General features: G+C 70.8%; 15 protein-coding genes and 1 tRNA gene. 3 read left to right on the forward strand and 13 right to left on the reverse strand.

Annotated elements, in window-relative coordinates:
- Positions 1 to 38 precede the first annotated feature (38 nt).
- Positions 39 to 1,361 carry a peptidoglycan-binding protein gene (locus ACIQRL_RS06045; RefSeq protein WP_401327547.1) on the reverse strand — a complete coding sequence of 441 codons (1,323 nt, stop codon included), beginning with the start codon at positions 1,359 to 1,361 and terminating at the stop codon, positions 39 to 41.
- A 184-nt stretch (positions 1,362 to 1,545) separates the two neighbouring features.
- Between ACIQRL_RS06045 and ACIQRL_RS06050 the strand changes: the two genes are divergently transcribed.
- From ACIQRL_RS06050 to ACIQRL_RS06060, 3 genes are all read left to right on the forward strand, one after another.
- Positions 1,546 to 1,619: transfer RNA gene (locus ACIQRL_RS06050), tRNA-Lys, on the forward strand.
- A 486-nt stretch (positions 1,620 to 2,105) separates the two neighbouring features.
- A complete protein-coding gene (locus ACIQRL_RS06055; RefSeq protein ID WP_401327550.1) occupies positions 2,106 to 4,058 on the forward strand; it encodes a glycosyltransferase family 2 protein in 1,953 nt (650 codons plus the stop codon).
- Positions 4,055 to 5,995 (forward strand): galactose oxidase-like domain-containing protein, encoded by a 1,941-nt coding sequence (locus ACIQRL_RS06060; protein WP_401327552.1) that lies wholly within the window; start codon positions 4,055 to 4,057, stop codon positions 5,993 to 5,995. The genes ACIQRL_RS06055 and ACIQRL_RS06060 overlap by 4 nt, the downstream gene beginning before the upstream one ends.
- A 93-nt stretch (positions 5,996 to 6,088) precedes the next feature.
- On the opposite strand, the gene ACIQRL_RS06065 is transcribed toward ACIQRL_RS06060, so the two are convergent.
- The 12 genes from ACIQRL_RS06065 to ACIQRL_RS06120 form a co-directional block, all read right to left on the reverse strand.
- Positions 6,089 to 7,102 carry a glycoside hydrolase family 6 protein gene (locus ACIQRL_RS06065; protein WP_401327555.1) on the reverse strand — a complete coding sequence of 338 codons (1,014 nt, stop codon included), beginning with the start codon at positions 7,100 to 7,102 and terminating at the stop codon, positions 6,089 to 6,091.
- Between the two features lie 424 nt (positions 7,103 to 7,526).
- Complete coding sequence (locus ACIQRL_RS06070) at positions 7,527 to 8,192, reverse strand: class F sortase (protein ID WP_401327557.1); 666 nt, start codon at positions 8,190 to 8,192, stop codon at positions 7,527 to 7,529.
- Between the two features lies 1 nt (position 8,193).
- Positions 8,194 to 8,748 (reverse strand): hypothetical protein, encoded by a 555-nt coding sequence (locus ACIQRL_RS06075; RefSeq protein WP_401327559.1) that lies wholly within the window; start codon positions 8,746 to 8,748, stop codon positions 8,194 to 8,196.
- Positions 8,749 to 8,914: 166 nt separating this feature from the next.
- A complete protein-coding gene (locus ACIQRL_RS06080) occupies positions 8,915 to 9,694 on the reverse strand; it encodes an HAD-IIA family hydrolase (protein ID WP_261703629.1) in 780 nt (259 codons plus the stop codon).
- Positions 9,695 to 9,804: 110 nt separating this feature from the next.
- Positions 9,805 to 11,286, reverse strand: a complete 1,482-nt coding sequence (locus ACIQRL_RS06085; protein ID WP_401328130.1) for an alkaline phosphatase family protein — start codon at positions 11,284 to 11,286, stop codon at positions 9,805 to 9,807.
- 179 nt (positions 11,287 to 11,465) lie between these two features.
- Positions 11,466 to 12,557 (reverse strand): 2-aminoethylphosphonate ABC transporter substrate-binding protein, encoded by a 1,092-nt coding sequence (locus ACIQRL_RS06090; protein WP_401327562.1) that lies wholly within the window; start codon positions 12,555 to 12,557, stop codon positions 11,466 to 11,468.
- Positions 12,558 to 12,625: 68 nt separating this feature from the next.
- Positions 12,626 to 13,423 (reverse strand): ABC transporter permease, encoded by a 798-nt coding sequence (locus tag ACIQRL_RS06095; RefSeq protein ID WP_401327565.1) that lies wholly within the window; start codon positions 13,421 to 13,423, stop codon positions 12,626 to 12,628.
- Complete coding sequence (locus tag ACIQRL_RS06100; RefSeq protein WP_401327568.1) at positions 13,410 to 14,282, reverse strand: 2-aminoethylphosphonate ABC transporter permease subunit; 873 nt, start codon at positions 14,280 to 14,282, stop codon at positions 13,410 to 13,412. Before ACIQRL_RS06100 ends, ACIQRL_RS06095 begins: the two co-directional genes overlap by 14 nt.
- Positions 14,275 to 15,414 (reverse strand): ABC transporter ATP-binding protein, encoded by a 1,140-nt coding sequence (locus ACIQRL_RS06105; RefSeq protein WP_401327570.1) that lies wholly within the window; start codon positions 15,412 to 15,414, stop codon positions 14,275 to 14,277. Before ACIQRL_RS06105 ends, ACIQRL_RS06100 begins: the two co-directional genes overlap by 8 nt.
- Positions 15,411 to 16,121 carry an HAD family hydrolase gene (locus tag ACIQRL_RS06110; RefSeq protein WP_401327573.1) on the reverse strand — a complete coding sequence of 237 codons (711 nt, stop codon included), beginning with the start codon at positions 16,119 to 16,121 and terminating at the stop codon, positions 15,411 to 15,413. The genes ACIQRL_RS06105 and ACIQRL_RS06110 overlap by 4 nt, the downstream gene beginning before the upstream one ends.
- Positions 16,122 to 16,126: 5 nt before the next feature.
- Positions 16,127 to 17,251 carry a TIGR03364 family FAD-dependent oxidoreductase gene (locus tag ACIQRL_RS06115; RefSeq protein WP_401327575.1) on the reverse strand — a complete coding sequence of 375 codons (1,125 nt, stop codon included), beginning with the start codon at positions 17,249 to 17,251 and terminating at the stop codon, positions 16,127 to 16,129.
- 170 nt (positions 17,252 to 17,421) lie between these two features.
- The gene (locus ACIQRL_RS06120; RefSeq protein WP_401327578.1) at positions 17,422 to 18,180 is read right to left on the reverse strand and encodes a GntR family transcriptional regulator; all 759 of its coding nucleotides are present in this window, start codon (positions 18,178 to 18,180) and stop codon (positions 17,422 to 17,424) included.
- Between the last annotated feature and the right edge of the window lie 23 nt (positions 18,181 to 18,203).

Here is an 18,203-nt window from a genome sequence, read left to right on the forward strand (position 1 = left end):
GGGACCCGCCCTGCTCAGCCCTGCGGGACCCGGCCCGGTCAGGAGAAGAGCCGCCGCCAGGTCTCCGGTCCCGGATAGCCGTCCGCCGCGCCGCCGCGCCAGCCCTGGGACCGCTGGAACGCCTCGACGTTGCGCCGGTCGGCCTCGCCCCAGCGCGGTCCGGGTCCGCTCGTGTAGTAGGTGCCGAACCCCTTCTTGACCAGCTGCTTTCCGAGCTGGGTGACATGGGCGTCGTTCGCCCCGGGCCGGAACACCGCGCGCCCCGGATAGCCGGGCACGGCGTGCGAGGAACCCGGGCCCGCCGTCACGGCGGGGATGTTCCTGCCCTTCTTCCCGACCAGGTACGACCAGGTCCTCGGGCCCGGCAGCCCGTCCGCGTCCGCCCCCGTCCAGCCCTGCGCCCGCTGGAACGCCTGGGTGGCCCGCCGGTCCGCGGCCGACCAGCGCGGCCCCGGTCCCTTGGTGTAGAAGCGGCGCGCGCCCCGGTCCACCAGGAGCCGGCCGAGCTGGGTGACGTACGCGTTGTTCGCGCCGGTCCCGAAGTACGCGGCGCCCGGGTAGCGGGTCGAGGTGGAGGGCAGCGGACCGCCCGCGCCCTCCGTGATCCCCTTGTAGCGATAGGGCACGTAGTGGTCCGAGTTCGTCCAGTACGCGTACGGGGTGGACCGCCTCCTGGTGTGCGGCGGGGTCTGCTCGTAGGCGACGTACTGGGTGTGCGTGTAGTCCGTCCAGCCTCCGAAGATGACGACGTGCGAGCCCTTGTCGGGGTTGTCGGGGTTGTGGAAGAGCAGGATGTCGCCCGGCTGGAGCCGGTCCCGGGTGATCTTCACGCCGAAGCTGTCGAGGCTGCCGGTCCATTCGTTGCCCGGCAGGTTCCAGGCCATCGAGACGAAGCCGGAGCAGTCCTGCCGGTACCCGTCCCGCCAGTAGTCGTCCATGCTGTACGGCACCTGCGCGTTGATCCATGTCATGACCCGCTTGTAGATCTCGGCCCGGGTGGTGGCGGGTACCCTGACCGCCTTCCCCGGTCTGACCGGCAGTGCCGGTTTCCCCGCCGGGCCGTGCAGCGGCGCCCTGTGGCCCTGGGGAGTGGTGTCGTGTCCGTCGGCCGGGGGAACGCCGGGCCGGGCGGGTCCGTGCACGGCGGCGACCGCCGGCACCGCGCCGAGGGCGGTGCCCGCCGCGGCGGCCAGTGCGAGCGCCATGGGGGCGCGCGCCACCCCCGCGAGGCCGAGGACGTGATCCAGGGGGCCCGACGGCCCGGGCCGCGAGGAAATGGGCAGGACGCGCCGCCAGTGAGCGCATCCGGGGCAGTCACAGTCGTTCGCGGGATCGAGTTCCTCGAATGCCGGAGTCTTCATGCGATGCCCCTCGTACTCCAGATGGAAATGTCCGCAATTCTGCACATTCGTCAGTTTCTCAACTGTCATCCGGTGTCGCACGTTGACGGTCCGAATGATGTACGGGGCCGCCCCCACCTGCCATGGAGCCTCCCGCCCGGTCAGGAGCACCCCCGCGGGTCGGGTAGAGTTTTCGCGTCAGCAGGCGCCGCTAGCTCAGTTGGTTAGAGCAGCTGACTCTTAATCAGCGGGTCCGGGGTTCGAGTCCCTGGCGGCGCACCGACCGGAGGGTCCCCTCGTGAGAACGAGGGGACCCTTCGTCATGCCCGGGAGATCACTCGCCGGAGCCGGCACCGGAGCCCGCGCCGCCCGGGCGTCGAAGGCGGCGCCGGAGGCGACATAGGGTCCCCTTTTCGTACTCGCGTCCCATTGAACGCGTATGACCGGTTAACACCGCGTTTCGCATCTTGCGATCATGACGGACGGCGTAGAACCCTGTGCTTCAAAGAACCGTCGATTTAGGGCAGTTGAGACAGTTGGGGGGTAGGGCCGGTTGCGACCGTGGGGGGCTGGGGGCCCGCCCATGAGCGACGCCGAGGGGGGCGTCGTGCAACCGGGGGGCCGTCGATTCATGTCCGTATGGTGTGAATGAGGCGATGTGACGCCGGCGGCCGGCGAACGCGTCCGTGACGGCCCAGGGGGACCCGAGCGGGCGGACGAGAACCGACGACCACGCACCCGAGCGTGCGTGCGGGGGGATGACTCATGACGCCGACGGGCGCCCCGAAGGAATTCGACAGTACAGAGACGACCCGGCTCCGGATACCGAACCACCGGACCGACAGCCTCCGGAGGACCGGGAAGACGCTGCCGCGGTACGACTACGAGCACTACAGCCGGCTCGCCGGTCCGCTCACCCAGCCCGAGCCCGGCAAACCGTACAAGGTGCGGTACCGCTCCCTGCTGTCGCAGGAGCCGCACCGCATACGCGCGGGCCTCATGCTGGGCGCGGCCCCGCTGCTCTCACTGGTCCTGCTCGGCTGGCTGCTCCAGCCCGTGCACTGGACAGAACGCGACTATCCCGCCTACGACTTCCTGCCGGTGCTGGACACCGTGATGCTGGTCTCGATCGGCCTGATCGAGTTCTTCCGCTGCATGAACGTGCTGTCCAACGCGCACGCCACCCTGGTCGCCCGCGACCCGGTCCCGGTGGTGCCCGAAGCCGGCACGAGAGTCGCCTTCCTCACCTCGTTCGTGCCCGGCAAGGAACCCCTCGCCATGGTGACGAAGACCCTGGAGGCCGCCGTCGAGCTGCGCCACCGGGGGCCGCTGCACATCTGGCTCCTCGACGAGGGCGACGACCCGGAGGTGAAGGAGGTCTGCGCGCGCCTGGGCGTGCACCACTTCACCCGCAAGGGGGTCGCGGAGTGGAACCAGGCCAAGGGCCCGCACCGCGCCAGGACCAAGCACGGCAACTACAACGCCTGGCTGCGGGCCCACGGCGACGACTACGACTACTTCGCCTCGGTGGACACCGACCACGTACCGCTGCCCAACTACCTGGAGCGGATGCTCGGCTTCTTCCGCGACCCGGACGTCGGTTTCGTCATCGGCCCCCAGGTGTACGGCAATTACGACAACACCGTCACCAAGGCCGCCGAGTCGCAGCAGTTCCTGTTCCACGCCCTCGTCCAGCGGGCCGGCAACTTCTACGGCTCCCCGATGTTCGTCGGCACCTCCAACGCCGTACGCATCAAGGCACTGAAGCAGATCGGCGGCCTGTACGACTCGATCACCGAGGACATGGCCACCGGCTTCGAGATGCACCGCGCCAGGAACCCGGAGACCGGTCGGAAGTGGAAGTCCGTGTACACCCCGGACGTCCTGGCCGTCGGTGAGGGACCGGCCGCCTGGACGGACTTCTTCACCCAGCAGCTCCGCTGGTCACGGGGCACCTACGAGACGATCCTCAAGCAGTACTGGAAGGGCTTCTTCTCGATGCCTCCCGGCAGGCTCTTCAACTACACGATGATGATCGTCTTCTATCCGATGTCGGCGCTCAACTGGATCCTCGCGGCCCTCAGCTGCGCCCTCTTCCTCGGGCTCGGGGCATCGGGCGTGAACATCGACCCGACGGTCTGGCTGATGCTGTACGGCAACGCCTCGGCGCTCCAGATCGGCCTGTACATCTGGAACCGCCGCCACAACGTCTCGCCGCACGAGCCCGAGGGCTCCGGCGGTGTGGCCGGCATGGTGATGTCGGCGCTGTCCGCCCCGGTCTACGCACGGGCGCTCATGGACGCCGTGCTGCGCCGCAAGAGCACGTTCGTGGTGACGCCCAAGGGCGATTCGGCCAGCCCCGACACGCTGTTCGGGACCTTCCGGATCCATCTGTTCTTCATCCTGGTCTTCGCCGGCTCGATCATCGCCGGATTCGTTCTCGGGCACTCCCACCCCGCGATGATCGTCTGGGGGGTCTTCGCCCTGCTGATCACCGCCTCGCCGATCCTCGCCTGGCGGTGGACCCTGCGCCAGGAGCGGAAGCGGCCGCCCCGGGCACCGGAGGACGTCCGCGTTCCGCAGCAGGCTTCCGCGCCGCGGCGGGAGCGGCACGCCCCGCACGCGCCGCACGCGCCGCAGCGCAGGCCCGGCTGGGCCGCCGCGACCGGGGAGAGCGACGAGACCGTGCGGATCGCCCTTGGGGGACGCGAGAAATGAAGGAGGACGGTGGCCGTCGCCGCCGGGTCCGCCGCCTCGGGATCACCGGGGTGGTGGTGCTCGTGCTGGCCGGGATGAACGGGCCCTGGCTGTACCGCTTCGGAACGGACAGGTATCACCAGTACACGATCGACAAGCCGGAGTACAAAGCCGACAACGGCCACTGGGACATCGTCGAATTCCCGCCGGAGTACCGGCTCAACACGATCCACGCGGCCCTGCTGCACACCGGCAGGATCCTGCTGATCGCGGGCTCGGGCAACAACCAGGACAACTTCGACGCGAAGAAGTTCGACACCCGGGTCTGGGACCCGGTCAAGGGCACGATCGAGAAGATCCCGACGCCCGCCGACCTGTTCTGCACGGGGCACACCCAGCTCGCCAACGGCAATCTGCTGATCGCCGGCGGCACCAAGCGGTACGAGACGCTGAAGGGCGACGTCACCAAGGCCGGCGGGCTGATGGTCGTCCACAACGAGAACCCCGACAAGCCCGTCACGCTGCCCGCGGGCACCCGGTTCACCGGCAAGGAGAACGGCAAGACGTTCGTGTCGAAGGACCCGGTGCTCGTCCCGCGCGCCAAGAAGGTCTTCGACAGGGCGACCGGCGCGTTCCTGCGCAACGACCCGGGCCTCGGGCGCATCTACGTCGAGGCGCACCGGAGCGGCCAGAAGTACGAGACCGGCACCCAGGACAACTACCGGATCCAAGGCCTGACCGGCACCGACGCCCGCAACACCTACGGCATCGCCCAGAAGCTCGCCCTCGACAAGAAGGACTTCCAGGGCATCCGGGACGCCTACGAGTTCGATCCGGTCGCCGAGAGGTACATCAAGGTCGACCCGATGAACGAGGCCCGCTGGTACCCGACGCTGACCACCCTCGGCGACGGCAAGGTGCTCAGCCTCTCCGGCCTGGACGAGATCGGCCAGCTCGTCCCGGGCAAGAACGAGGTCTTCGACCCGAAGACCAGGAAGTGGACGTACACCAAGGGCATCCGGCAGTTCCCGACCTACCCGGCGATCTCGCTGATGCAGAACGGCAAGCTCTTCTACTCGGGCTCGAACGCCGGGTACGGACCGGACGACGTGGGCCGCGACCCCGGCGTCTGGGACCTGGCGAGCAACCGCTTCACCAAGCTCGACGGCCTGAGCGACCCGAACATGATGGAGACGTCCGGCACCGTGCTGCTGCCGCCCGCGCAGGACGAGAAGTACCTGGTGATCGGTGGCGGCGGGGTCGGCGAGTCCAGGCTGTCCAGCAGGAAGACCCGGCTGATCGACCTGTTGGACCGGAACCCGAGGTTCGTGGACGGCCCCGCGCTGGACAAGGGCACCCGCTATCCGCAGTCCTCGATCCTGCCCGACGACACCGTCCTCGTCTCCGGCGGCTCCGAGGACTACCGCGGGCGCGGTGACTCCAACATTCTCCAGGCACGGATCTACGACCCGAAGGCGAACACCTTCGACCGGGTGGCCGACCCGCTGGTGGGCCGCAACTACCACTCGGGCTCGATCCTGCTGCCCGACGGGCGCGTGATGTTCTTCGGCTCCAACTCGCTCTACGCGGACAGGGCCGACACCAAACCGGCCACCTTCGAGCAGCGCATCGAGATCTACACACCGCCGTACCTCTTCCGGGACGCGCGGCCCTCGCTGTCCGGCGGTCCGAGGACGATCGCCCGCGGCGGCTCGGCGGCCTTCACCTCGGCGCACGCCGCGTCCATCAGGACGGCCCGGCTGATCCGGCCGAGCGCGTCCACCCATGTCACCGACGTCGACCAGCGGTCCATCGCCCTGGACTTCACCAGGACGAGGACCGGGATCTCGGTGACGGTGCCGAAGAACCGGAATCTCGTCGAGTCCGGCTGGTACATGCTGTTCGTGACGGACGACCAGGGCACCCCGAGCAAGGCGCAGTGGGTCAAGGTGCCTTGATTCCCGGGAAGTTGCGGGAGCGTACGGCTGTACGTGACCGGGGGCGCCCTCCATGGGAAGCGGAGGGTGCCCCCGGTCACGTGCAGGGTGCCGCTACTTCGAGGCCCGGGCGAGCTTCAGGGCGTAGTCCGCCCACCAATCGCCCGCCTTCGGGCCGCCCTTGCACGTGCCGTCCGACTCGCCGGGCCGCTTGACCCAGAGGTACGCGTCGACGAGCGGGTCGGCGGTCCTGGTCGTCGGACTCTCGCCGAGCGCGCGGCCCGGCGGGTTGCACCAGTTCTCGTCGGCCTTGCCGCCCGTGTACGGGCCGTTGCCGTTGCGGCTGGTGTCGATGACGAAGTGCTTGCCGCCGACCTTCGCGGCCAGCCGCTTGCCGTAGGCGATCGAGTCCTCGGTCGAGTAGAAGTTGGAGACGTTGACGGAGAAGCCGTCGGCCCCGTCGATGCCCGCCGCCAGCAACGGCTGGAAGATCTGGTCGGGGTGGCCCCAGCCGGCGTTGCCCGCGTCCAGGTAGACCTTGGTGTTCTTCAGGGACTTGAGCCTGCCGATGGCGCCCTTGAGGAGGTCGTAGCGCTCCTCCTGGTACTGCCGCGGTGTGCACTGGTTGACCAGGTGCAGGACGGCGTCCGGTTCCAGGATCACCGTGGCGTGGCGGTCCTCGACGCCCTTCGCCACCCCGTCGATCCAGGTCCGGTAGGCGTTGCCGTCGGCGGCGCCGCCCTGCGAGAACTGTCCGCAGTCGCGGTGCGGGATGTTGTAGAGGACCAGGATCGCGGACCGTCCGGACTTCTCGGCGGCCTCGGTGAAGCCGCGCGCCTCCTGTTCCGGGTTCTCCGGGCCGATCCACTCACCGGTCGGCCGCTCGGCTATCTTGCGGATCTGTTCGGCTTCCTCGCCCTTGCCCGCCTTGACGTAGGCGGCGACCTGTCCGGCCGCGTTCCCGTGCGGATTCACCCAGAACGGGTCCGCGTTCTTCGGCTGTCGTGTGACCCCGGCTCCGGAACCCTCGCCCTTGCCGCCGCCCCCGGAGGAACATCCCGCGAGCAGCAGTGCCGCCCCCAGCACCGCCATGGACGCCCGTGCCCCGGCACCCTTGTTGCCGTACATCCAACTCCCCCTCGGGTGCACCGTCCCAAGTCTCAATCCTGACATACCGACCGCGCAGCCGACGAGACCGCGCGGCCCCTGTCGGAGAGCTGTTACAGCCCCGGCATCGCGATGACGCACGGGCCACGGGGTCCGACGGCGCCCGTCGTGCACTTGGCGTCAAAGGGTCTATGAACCACACCGCTCACCTGTTCTAAGGTGGCTTCAAGTGGCCCCGTTACCAGGCCAGTTGTCCCGGTCCGACCGCCTCACCCCGGTGGACGGCCCGCAAACCTCCCGCGCCGGCGCCGGGTTACTCCCGCAATCCGTGCGCGTGCGGTCGAGGACCAGCCCGGTCGGCGGCTTCCCGGGGGAGCGGGTCGCCGGCCGGGCCCGGTGACCGCACCGGTGCCCCCGCCGTGCCCGGCACGGCTCCCGCGTCCGTTCACAGTCCGCTGCCCGTGAGATACGCCGAGACCACCACGTTCGCCGTGTAGCTGCCGCTCGTCCGGTCGAAGGTTCCGCCGCAGGTGATGAGCCGCAGCTCGGCCCGCCCGGACTTCCTTGCGCCATAGGCCTGTTGGGCATCGAAATGGTCGCGCGGCAGCACCTGGACGTCGTCCACGGTGAACTCGGCGACCGTCCCGTCGTCGCGCATGACCCGGACGGTGTCGCCGGGTTTGACGGAGCTGAGCCGGTAGAAGACGGCGGGCCGGGTCCGGGTGTCGACGTGGCCGACCATCAGCGCGGTCCCGACGGCCCCCGGCTGCGCCCCGGCCGCGTACCAGCCGACGACACCCGGCTGGTCGAACGGCGGCGGATCGATCGCGCCCCGGCCGTCGAGCCCGCGGGCCACGACGGCGGCCTGCACACCCATCGAGGGAATGTCGACGCGCTGCGGCCGGGCGTTCCCGAGGGGCTTGAGCGCGGGGGGCAACCGAACTTCCGGCGGCCGTCCGACGGCCGCGATGTCCCCCGTGGTCGGCGCCGACGTCCCGAGCCGCAGATCCGTCACCTCACGGCCCCACAGCCACAGCCCGAGCAGCAGCACCAGCCAGGCCACGCCCGTCAGCAGCCGCCCGGTGCCCGGGGAACGCTCCCGTTCGGCCATGTCAGTCGCGGCCGTCGTGGCCCCGGCGCCCGCTGCGGACCGCGACGGCGACCGCGGCGACGCTCGCGAGGACCAGCCCGACCACGGCCTGCCTGGTACCGGGTCCGGCCGCGTGCGCCTCGCCCACCGCGGCGAGGCGGGCGGTTCCGCCGCCGCCCGCGTGCACGGGCGCGATCGGCGAGACGGGCGCGGAGACGGTCGGAGCCGAGTCCGGTGCCGGCACGGTGACCGTGCCCCTGACCCGGTCGCCGTGTCCGTCGCAGTCGACCTCGACGCCGTAGCTGCCCGGCCGGAGCGAGGTCCGGACCCGGGTCTCGCCGACCAGTCCGCCGCCACCCCCGCCGGTCAGCCGCGCGTCCGAGACGAACGCGTCCGACGCCGCGGTGCCGGTCCGGCCCGCGCAGCCCATGGCCCGCACCTGGATGTCGCTGCCGGCGGGCGGGGACGCGGGGGTCACGGAGATGCCGGCCGGTCCCGCGCCGGCCGCGTACGCGGCGGGTGTGAACGCGGCCGCGACCACCGCCCCGGCGCAGAGAGTGAGTCGCATTGAGCGCATCGTGAAACCTCCAGTCACCTGGAGACTCCCCCGCACGACGGCGGCCCGCATCTTCACAGGGCCCCCGCTGCTCCGTACGGGTCTGTCCGCGCCACCACGGGTTTCGGATCCGCCGGGACCTGTCCGGGGTGCCCGGGGTCCGGATCCGGTCGGTGGCCGCGGGGCCTCAGACGCGGTCGACGAGATCCGCGATCGAGTCGACGATCTTCGACGGGCGGTACGGGTAGCGCTCGATCTCCTCCGGCGTGGTGAGCCCGGTCAGGACGAGGAAGGTCTGCATCCCCGCCTCCAGACCGGCCAGGACGTCGGTGTCCATGCGGTCGCCGATCATCGCGCTGGACTCGGAGTGCGCGCCGATGGCGTTCAGGCCGGTCCGCATCATCAGCGGGTTCGGCTTGCCCGCGAAGTACGGCTGCTTGCCGGTGGCCTTGGTGATCAGCGCGGCGACCGCGCCGGTGGCCGGCAGCGGGCCCTCGGTGGACGGTCCTGTCTCGTCCGGGTTGGTGGCGATGAACCGGGCGCCGCCCTTGATCAGCCGGACCGCCTTGGTCATGGCCTCGAAGGAGTAGGTGCGGGTCTCGCCCAGCACCACGTAGTCCGGCTCGTGGTCGGTCAGGACGTACCCGATGTCGTGCAGCGCGGTCGTCAGGCCCGCCTCGCCGATGACGTACGCCGTGCCGCCGGGCCGCTGGTCGTCCAGGAACTTGGCGGTGGCGAGGGCGGAGGTCCAGATGTTCTCGACCGGCACGTCCAGGCCCATGCGCTTGAGCCGGGCGTGCAGGTCGCGGGCCGTGTAGATGGAGTTGTTCGTCAGGACCAGGAAGGGCTTCCCGGACTCCCTCAGTTTCTTGATGAAGGCGTCGGCGCCGGGGATCGGCACCCCCTCGTGGATGAGGACACCGTCCATGTCGGTGAGCCACGACTCGATCGGCTTGCGCTCTGACATGTGCTGGGTCTCCTGCCGTCCTGGCGTACGTACGCTCTCGATCCGGGGGCGCCGGAACGACGTTGTGCCGACGCCCCCAGCCTAGTCAGGACGGCTCGGTCCCGACCGGGTCAGACCGCCCTGACCGACACTCCGTCGATCACCCAGTACCAGTTGTTCCCGCCGGTGTAACGGAAACGCACGCGCGCCGTCGTGGCACCGGCCGGGACCTGGAGGGTCACCTTCTCGACGCGGGAGGACACATCGGCGGAGTACGTCCTCACACTGACCGGCGGCGCGCCGTCGTAGGAGACGAGCACCTCGCCCTTCTGCGGGGACTCCTGGCGGTAGTACGTGGTGTACGTGAGGGTGGCCGCGGCGCCTGGGGTGACCGGGTAGGCGGGGCTGACCAGGGTGGAGTCGAAGCTGCCCGAGAGGGACTTGTCGCTCCACTCGTCGCCGTCGGCCACCGCGAAGACGTCACGGGCCCGGACGTTGCACTCGCGGCTCTGGTCGGCCTGCGTCCCCGTCCAGAACTCGTCCGTGGTGAAGGACCAGCCGCGCCACTCGGTGACACCGCCCGTCCCCATCGCGGAGTTGTCGACCGACCAGCCGCTCGGCGGGGTGTGGGTGAAGCCGACGACCGCGGCGCCGATGCCGGTCTCGTCGACGCGGGTGGCGAGCAGCGGGCGCAGTGAGTCGAAGTCGTCCGGCGAGGGCTGTTGCACCGGCCGTCCGTCGAGTCCCCAGGCCGGGTCGATGGCGACGCCCAGGTGGGCGAGGGCGGAGGCGGCGATGTCCGGCATCTTGACGTCGTACCGCACCGAACCGGCGGCCAGCGTGGGCCCGGTCGCGATCATGAAGGTCTGCCGCTCGGGCCGGCTGGAGCCGCCGTGGCCGCCCGCGTCGGTGTGCCCGTGGTCGGCGGTGATCATGATCAGCCAGTCCTCGGAGGCGTACGTGGCGCGGGCCCTGACCGCGGCGACCATCTGCCCGACCTGGGTGTCGACACCGTGGACGGCGTCCAGGTACTGCCGGCTGGCGGCGCCGTAGCTGTGGCCCGCGTGGTCGACGTTGTCGAGCTGCACGAACACCGCGTCGGGGTTGGCGTCGCGCAGTCGGGCGACGGCACGCGAGGTGGTTCCGGTGTCGTACTCGGCGCTCGGGGTGGACACCCGGGTGTCCACCCTGGAGGAGAAGACGGTGTCCGTGAGCGGGGCCCAGGACGAGACGGCGTAGGTGTTCAGGGACGGCTTCGCGGTCTCGATCCGGGTGAGGAAGTCCGGGTACTGCGCGAACTTCTGCCCGGTGAAGGTGTTGTCCTTGACGTTGTGCTTGTCGGGCCAGACACCGGTGATGATCGTGGACCAGCCGGGGCCGGAGAGCGTGGGCGCGAGCGGGTTGGCGTAGATGCTGCTGGGCGCGGTGAGGCCCGCGGCCATCAGGGCGTCCAGGTTGGGGGCGTCGGCGTCCTTGACGCGGTTCAGCAGGGTGCCGTCGAGGCCGATGACCAGGACCTTGGGGGTCCTCGCGGCGGCGAGGGCGACGGCCGCGAACGGGCCGGCGGCGAGGGCGAGACCGGCCGCCGAGGCGAGCAGCGAGCGTCGGGACATGCGTGTCGACACGTGATCCTCCGGAGGGGGGACGAGGGTGTGGGGCACGGATGGAAGAGCGAGGGTGAGGCGTTGGGGCACGGCGACACCCCCGGTGGTTCCAGGGGCGCCGCGGGGCGGGCCGGGTGGCCCGCCGGGCCGGAGCCGGCCGCCGACGGCGGTCAGCTGCCCGGTGGCGGTCAGCTGCCGGTGGCGGACTTCCAGTCCTCGACGTACGTGGTCAGGTTCTTGTCGATGTCGGCCCAGTCCGGCTGGAAGACCTCGACGCCGTCCATGAGCTTGGTGAGCGCGATGGCGTTCGCGTCGGTCGTCTTGACGTCCTTGCGCGCGGAGAAACCGCCGCCGATCTCGCTGACCTGGCGCTGCGCCGTGGCGGACAGCATGTAGTCGAGGAGCTTCCTGCCGTTCTCGGAGTGCGGGGCCTTGGTGACGAGACCGGCCGCGTACGGGAGCGCGAAGGTGGTCGGCTTCCCGGCGGCGTCGGTGGCCGTGCCGGTGGCCCGCGGGAACCAGATGCCCAGGTTCGGCATGTCCTTGGACTGCGCGTAGTTCATCTGGACATCGCCGTTGGCGACCAGCAGTTCGCCCTTGTCGACCTTGGGGGCGAGCTTGCCGGTGGAGGCGGACGGGCCGACGTTGTTGGCCTGGAGCTTCTTCAGGTAGGCGAGTGCCGCGTCCTTGCCGCCGAAGTCGTGGATCGCCTTGATGAGCACGGCCGTTCCGTCTCCGGCGACGCCCGGGGTGGAGTACTGGAGCTTGTTCTTGTACGTCCCGGCCAGCAGTTCGTCCCAGGTGGTGGGGGCCTGCTTCAGTTCCTTCTTGTTGTAGACGAAGCCGAAGTAGTTGTTGACGACGGAGGTCCAGGTGGCGTCGGCGGCCTTGTCGGCGCCGTCGACCTGCTCCGCGCCCTTGGGGGTGTACTTCTGGAGCAGGCCCTTGCCGTCGGCCTGCTGGATGAACGGCGGGAGGGTGACGAGGACGTCGGCCTGCGGGTTGGTCTTCTCGCGGACGGCCCGCTGGACCATCTCGCCCGAACCCCCTTCGACGTACTCGACCTTGATCCCGGTCTCCTTCTCGAAGTCCTTGAAGACCCGGTCGTACCAGCCGTCCCCGTTCTCGCCCTTGAGGCCGTCCGCGCTGTACACGGTGACGACCTTGGCGTCGGAGGCGGCGGAGTCCCCGCCGCAGGCAGTGAGGGAGCCGGCGAGGGCGAGGCTGCCGATGACGGCGGCGATCGGAGTGAGGTGCCGCGGGCGCGCGTTGATGGGCATGGCGAGATGAACTCCTTGCGTTGTCAGGGCTTTTGGTGGCGATCGAGAGCTGGTGGAGCCGGGCCGGATCAGCGGTAGGAGGCCTTGGTGCGGATCCGGGAGACGGCGAACAGGACGAGCACCGTCGCCGTCATGAGGACCACGGCGAGCGCGGACCCGGTGAACAGGGCGCCGCGGTCGGTGGCCGCGTAGATCTGGACGGGAAGCGGGGTCCAGTCGGGCGGGTAGAGCATCATGGTGGCGCTCAACTCGCCCATGGACAGGGCGAAGCAGAGCCCCGCGGCGGCGGTCAGCGAGGGCAGCAGCAGCGGCAGCCGCACCCGCCGCAGCACGTAGGAGGGCCGGGCGCCGAGCGAGGCGGCGGCCTGTTCGTAGGCCGGGTCGAGACGGACGACGGCCGCCGACACCGACCGGTGGGCGAACGCCGTGACGAGTACGGCGTGGGCGAGGAACACGATCCACCGGGTGCCGTTGAGCAGCATCGGCGGCTTGGAGAAGGCGACCAGGATCGCGAGTCCGACAACCACGGAGGGCACCGCGACCGGCAGCATGAACAGCGCGTCCAGGACGCGCCTGCCGCGCTTGCCCAGGGCGTGTCCGGCGAGCGCCGCCCAGGTGCCGACGACCAGCGCGAGCACGCTCGCGGTGACCGCGGTGACCAGGCTGGTGGTGAGCGCGTGGAGGGATTCGCCGCGGGTGGCGGCGGTGTAGTGCCCGGTGGTGAAGCCGGACGGGAGCGCGCCCGACCAGTTCGTGGCGAACGACGCGGCGAGGACGACGAGCAGCGGCAGCGCGAACAGGGGCAGGAAGAGGACGAGGAAGACGGCCCAGACGGCCCACTTCCCCTTGCGGCTATGCACCAGCACGGCGGCTCACCACCCGGTAGAGGCCGTAGAGACCCACGGAGATCAGGACGTTGACGACGGCGACGACGCAGGCTCCCGGGTAGTCCGACTCCAGGATCGCCTTGCTGTACACGAGCATCGGCAGGGTCGTGACCCCTTTCGCCCCGGTGAACAGCACGATCCCGAACTCGTTCAGGCAGAGCACCAGGACCAGGCTGCCGCCGGCCGCGAGCGCGGGCAGCGCCTCGGGCAGGATCACCTGCCGCACGATCCGCGCGGGCCGCGCGCCGAGCGAGGAAGCCGCCTCGATCTGACCGGTGTCGATCCCCGAGAAGGCGGCGAGCAGCGGCCTCATCACGAACGGGGTGAAGTAGGTGACCTCGGCGAGGAGCACTCCCCACTGCGTGGTCAGGAACTGGAACGGGCCCTCGGCGGCGCCTGTGGCGCCCGTCCAGAGCCCGTTGGCGATGCCGACGGTCCCGTAGACGAACAGCAGCGCGAGCGTGATCAGGAAGGACGGGAAGGACAGGAAGACGTCGATGAACCGGGCGACCGCCTTGGCGCCGGGGAACGGCACGAAGGCGATGACCAGGGCGAGCGCGAACCCGAGGACCAGACATCCGGCCGTGGAGCCCACCGCCAGCCACACGGTGGTGCCGAGCGCCTCCCGGAAGGCGGTGGAGGCGAACACGTCCCCGTACGCCTGCGCCGAGGTGCCGCCGGTGTCCGGCCGGAACGACTGCTGGACGACGAGGGCGAGCGGGTAGAGGAAGACGAGACCGAGAACGGCGACGGGGGGTAGGGCCCACACCCAGGAGGGCATTCCCGTACGGGACTTGGTGACGGCTTTCGCCGGGGCGGCGACCGAGGCGCTAGCCATCGCGCGTCACCCCCTCGGCCACCCGGGCGGTCCGCCCGGCGCCGGCTCCGGCCGTCCGCTCGGAGGCGGTCTCCGCCGTCCGCTCGGCGGTGACTCCCGCCGGGAGCAGCACCGCGTCCTCGGGGGCGAAGTGCAGGCCGACCGCGTCCCCCGGCACCGGAGCCGTACGCAGTTCCCGCAGATCGGCCATCACCCGATGGCCCCGCACGTCGACGTGGAGCCGATGGGTCGCGCCGCGCCACTGCGTCTCGACGACCCGCCCGGTCAGGGAGTTGGGCCCGTCGCCGAGTCCGACGAGGTGCGGCCGTACGCACAGGGTGGCGCTCGCGCCCTCGGCGGCATCCCCCGTCGCCACCTTCAACTCGGTCCCGGCGAAGGTGACTCCGTCCGCCCCGACCCGCACCGGCAGCAGGTTCGCCTCGCCCACGAAGGCCGCCGTGAACTCGGTGCGCGGTGTCCGGTACAGCTCCCTCGGCGTGCCGACGTCCCGCAGCCGGGCCTTGTCCATGACGGCGATCCGGTCGGCCAGGGTCAGTGCCTCGACCTGGTCGTGGGTGACGTAGAGGATCGACACGTCCGGCAACTCCCGGTGCAGCCGCGCGAGTTCGGCGAGCATTCCGGAGCGCAGCCGGGCGTCGAGCGCGGACAGCGGCTCGTCGAGCAGGAGGACCCCGGGCCGGATGGCGAGCGCCCGCGCGATGGCGACACGCTGCTGCTGCCCGCCGGACAGCTCGCGCGGGTGGCGCCGCGCGTACGCCGCCATCCCGGTCATCTCCAGCGCCTCGGCCACCCGCCCGCGGATCTCGCCCTTGGGGGCCTTCTGCGCCTTGAGCCCGAAGGCGACGTTGTCCTCGACCCGCAGGTGCGGGAAGAGCGCGTACTGCTGGACGACCATGCCGATCCCGCGCCGGTGGGGCGGCAGGTCGGTGACATCGCGGTCGCCGATGAACACCCGCCCGGCGGCGGGCCGCACGAATCCGGCGACGGCCCGCAGCGCGGTGGTCTTCCCCGACCCGGACGGCCCGAGCAGGGCCATCACCTCGCCGGGTTCGACGCTCAGGTCGAGGGAGTCGAGAACCGTGGTGCCGCCGTAGGCGACGGACACCCCCTCGAAGCGGATGCCGCTGCTCATCGTCCGGCTCCGGTGGCGAATCCGCCGATCAGCGCCGGCAGTTCGGCCACCGAGCCGAGGATGTGCCCGGCCCCGGCGGCGCGCAGCGCCTCGTCCCCGTGCGCCCCGGTGAGCACACCGGCGACGAGCCCCGCCCCGGCGCGTACGCCGCTGAGCATGTCGTACGAGGTGTCGCCCACGACGGCGATCTGCCGCACCGCCTCCGCGGCCCTGGTCCGCAGGAACGCCTCCAGCACCATGTCGGGGTACGGGCGTCCGCGGCCCCCGGCGTCGGCCGGGCACAGGGTGAGCGGCACCAGGTCCCGCCAGCCGAGGGCGTCGAGGATGGCGTCCTGGGTGACGCGGGCGAACCCGGTGGTCAGGACGACGGTCCGGCCGCCGCCCTGGAGTTCCTCGATCGCCTCGCGGGCCCCGGCGACCGGCGCGATGTGCCCGTCGTCGACGAGTTCCCCGTACGCCTTCTCGAAGGCGGTGTTGGCCCGTTCGGCGAGGGACTCCTCGCCGAACAGGTGCCGGAAGACGGAGATCTTGGACTCGCCCATGGTGGCCCGGACGTGGTCGAGCTTCGCCGCGTGGTCCGCGGAACCGGGCTCGACGCCCAGCTCTCCGGCGGCCACGGCGAAGGCCCGCTCCACGAGGCCGCCGTCGGCGACGGTGGTGCCGGCCATGTCGAGCACCACAAGCCGTAGGTCGCGTATGTCGTTCATTTCGGTCACCATCCCAGTTCGTCGGCGGTCGTCTCGGCTATCGCGGGTGAGCAGGTCATGCCACGCCCGCCGGGCCCGGTGACCAGCCACACCCCGTCCCGCACGCGCTGGCGGTGCACGACCCGGCTCGGGTCGGTGCACTGCGCGTACACCCCGGCCCAGCGGCGCCGGATCTTCGGCAGCGGTCGGCCGAGGAAGGATTCGACGACCTCGGTGAGGTGGTCGTAGGGGTCTTCGAGGGTGTCGAAGGCGAAGGGGTGCTCGTACTCGTGGGTGTCGCCGATGGTGAGCCCGCCGTCCGCGCGCTGCACCATGAGGAGCTGCATCCGGTGCTCGGCGGCGGTCGGCGCCTGTGGCTGACCGGAGTTGAGCTCGTCGAGCGCCTCGCTCCGGTACGCGGGGTAGTAGCGGAAGCTGTCCGCGTCGGCGACGGAGGTGGTGAGCGGCTCGCCCAGCGGATCGGTCTGCATCATCTGCAGCCGCACGCGCCGCACGGGCAGCTCGGGGCCCGCCAGTTCGCGTACGAGACCGCCGAGCCAGGCGCCCGTGCACAGCACCACGGCGTCGCCGCTGTGGACGTCGCCGTGGTCGTCGCGGACGGCGTGCTCGCCGATCACCTCACGGACCTCGCGGCCCGGCCGGAAGGTGTAGTTCGGGGACTTCAAGAGCTCTGCCCGGAGGGCGAGTTGGGCGGTGCGCGGCTCGACTGCCGCGTCACGCTCGCAGTACAGGGCCGCCTCGAAGGCGCCGCGCAGAGCGGGGTTCACGGCACGCGCCTCGCCCGCGGTGAGCAGTTTGTAGCCGCGGGCGGCGGCGTCGTCACGGGCCAGGGCGGCCTCGGCGACGGCGCGTTCGCGCCGGTTGCGCACCGGGGTCAGCGATCCGCACGCCCGGAAGCCGAGACCGGGGACGCGCGTCCCGATCTCCTCCCACAACTCCCTTGCCCGCAGGGCGGTTTCGAGCTCCTCTCCTCCGGCGCGACCACTGACCCAGATCTGCCCGAAATTGCGCAGCGAGGCCCCGCGGGCCTCCGCCTCACGCTCGATCTGTACGACCTCGTGGCCGCGCTCCACTGCGTGCCAGGCATGCAGGGTGCCCACCACGCCGGCTCCGACGACTATCACTCTCACGACGGCAACACTCCTCGGGACGGGGGAATCGGAAGGGTCCGGCCAGCAACCGGATGATGAACTGCCCATCACGTTTGGGCTAGACCCGTTATCTTTACGTTATAAAAGAGGCGGGCCGGAGCCCGCCCCGTCCTGGCCGGAATCAACCGCCTGTGACCGGCCGCCGGGAATCAGTCACCGAGGTGCGCGGTGAACGAGAACCGGTCCCCCCGGTACAGCGTCCGCACCCGCTCCAGCGGCCTCCCCCGGGTGTCCCGCGAGACCCGGTGGATCAGCAGCATCGGCAGCGCGGGCGGCGTTCCGATCAGCAGCGCCTCGCGGGGGGTGGCCAGCACGGTCTCGATCCGCTCGTCGGCGTCGCCGAACGCGACACCGAGCCGCTCGTGGAGGTACGCGTAGAACGAGGAGTCGGGGTCGAAGTCGCGGTCGAGGTCCGGAACCCGCTCCACGGCGACGTACGTACTCTCCAGGCCGACCCGTTCGTCGTCCGCGAGCAGGACGCGCTCCATGTGCCAGACGGGCTCACCGCGCCGGAGCCCCGCCTCGGTGGCGAGTGATTCCGGACAGGGGAACCGGTCGAGGGAGATGAGCGTACGACCGGGGGTGCGCCCCTGCCGCCGTACGCCCTCGGTGTAACTCGCCAGCGAGAGCGGCTGCTCCAGCTTGGGACCGGCGACCACCGTGCCGCGACCCTGTCGCCGCAGCTTCCCTTCGAGCAGCAGCTCGCGGAGCGCCTGGCGCACCGTCTCGCGGGCGACCTCGTACCGCTCGGAGAGATCACGCTCGGTGGGCAGGAGCCCGCCTTCGCCCAGTTCCTCGACGAGCCGGGCGATGTGCGCCTTGACCGCGTAGTACTTCGGGATGCGGCCGTGCTCCGGAATACCGGAGCGGACGGGTGCGCCGGGGGCCTGGTCGTTCGGATAGTCCACGGAAACGATCGTCGCAGACGGCG

The sequence above is a fragment of the Streptomyces sp. NPDC091209 genome, assembly GCF_044757755.1.
In the GTDB taxonomy this organism is placed as follows: Bacteria; Actinomycetota; Actinomycetes; order Streptomycetales; family Streptomycetaceae; genus Streptomyces.

Bases quoted from the DNA above. Each gene is read 5' to 3' on its own strand.
- ACIQRL_RS06060 (WP_401327552.1), top strand. From the start codon at position 4,055: ATGAAGGAGGACGGTGGCCGTCGCCGCCGGGTCCGCCGCCTCGGGATC.
- ACIQRL_RS06090 (WP_401327562.1), bottom strand. From the start codon at position 12,557: ATGCCCATCAACGCGCGCCCGCGGCACCTCACTCCGATCGCCGCCGTC.
- ACIQRL_RS06085 (WP_401328130.1), bottom strand. From the start codon at position 11,286: ATGTCCCGACGCTCGCTGCTCGCCTCGGCGGCCGGTCTCGCCCTCGCC.
- ACIQRL_RS06080 (WP_261703629.1), bottom strand. From the start codon at position 9,694: ATGTCAGAGCGCAAGCCGATCGAGTCGTGGCTCACCGACATGGACGGT.
- ACIQRL_RS06100 (WP_401327568.1), bottom strand. From the start codon at position 14,282: ATGGCTAGCGCCTCGGTCGCCGCCCCGGCGAAAGCCGTCACCAAGTCC.
- ACIQRL_RS06075 (WP_401327559.1), bottom strand. From the start codon at position 8,748: ATGCGCTCAATGCGACTCACTCTCTGCGCCGGGGCGGTGGTCGCGGCC.
- ACIQRL_RS06045 (WP_401327547.1), bottom strand. From the start codon at position 1,361: ATGAAGACTCCGGCATTCGAGGAACTCGATCCCGCGAACGACTGTGAC.
- ACIQRL_RS06105 (WP_401327570.1), bottom strand. From the start codon at position 15,414: ATGAGCAGCGGCATCCGCTTCGAGGGGGTGTCCGTCGCCTACGGCGGC.
- ACIQRL_RS06110 (WP_401327573.1), bottom strand. From the start codon at position 16,121: ATGAACGACATACGCGACCTACGGCTTGTGGTGCTCGACATGGCCGGC.
- ACIQRL_RS06070 (WP_401327557.1), bottom strand. From the start codon at position 8,192: ATGGCCGAACGGGAGCGTTCCCCGGGCACCGGGCGGCTGCTGACGGGC.
- ACIQRL_RS06065 (WP_401327555.1), bottom strand. From the start codon at position 7,102: ATGTACGGCAACAAGGGTGCCGGGGCACGGGCGTCCATGGCGGTGCTG.
- ACIQRL_RS06055 (WP_401327550.1), top strand. From the start codon at position 2,106: ATGACGCCGACGGGCGCCCCGAAGGAATTCGACAGTACAGAGACGACC.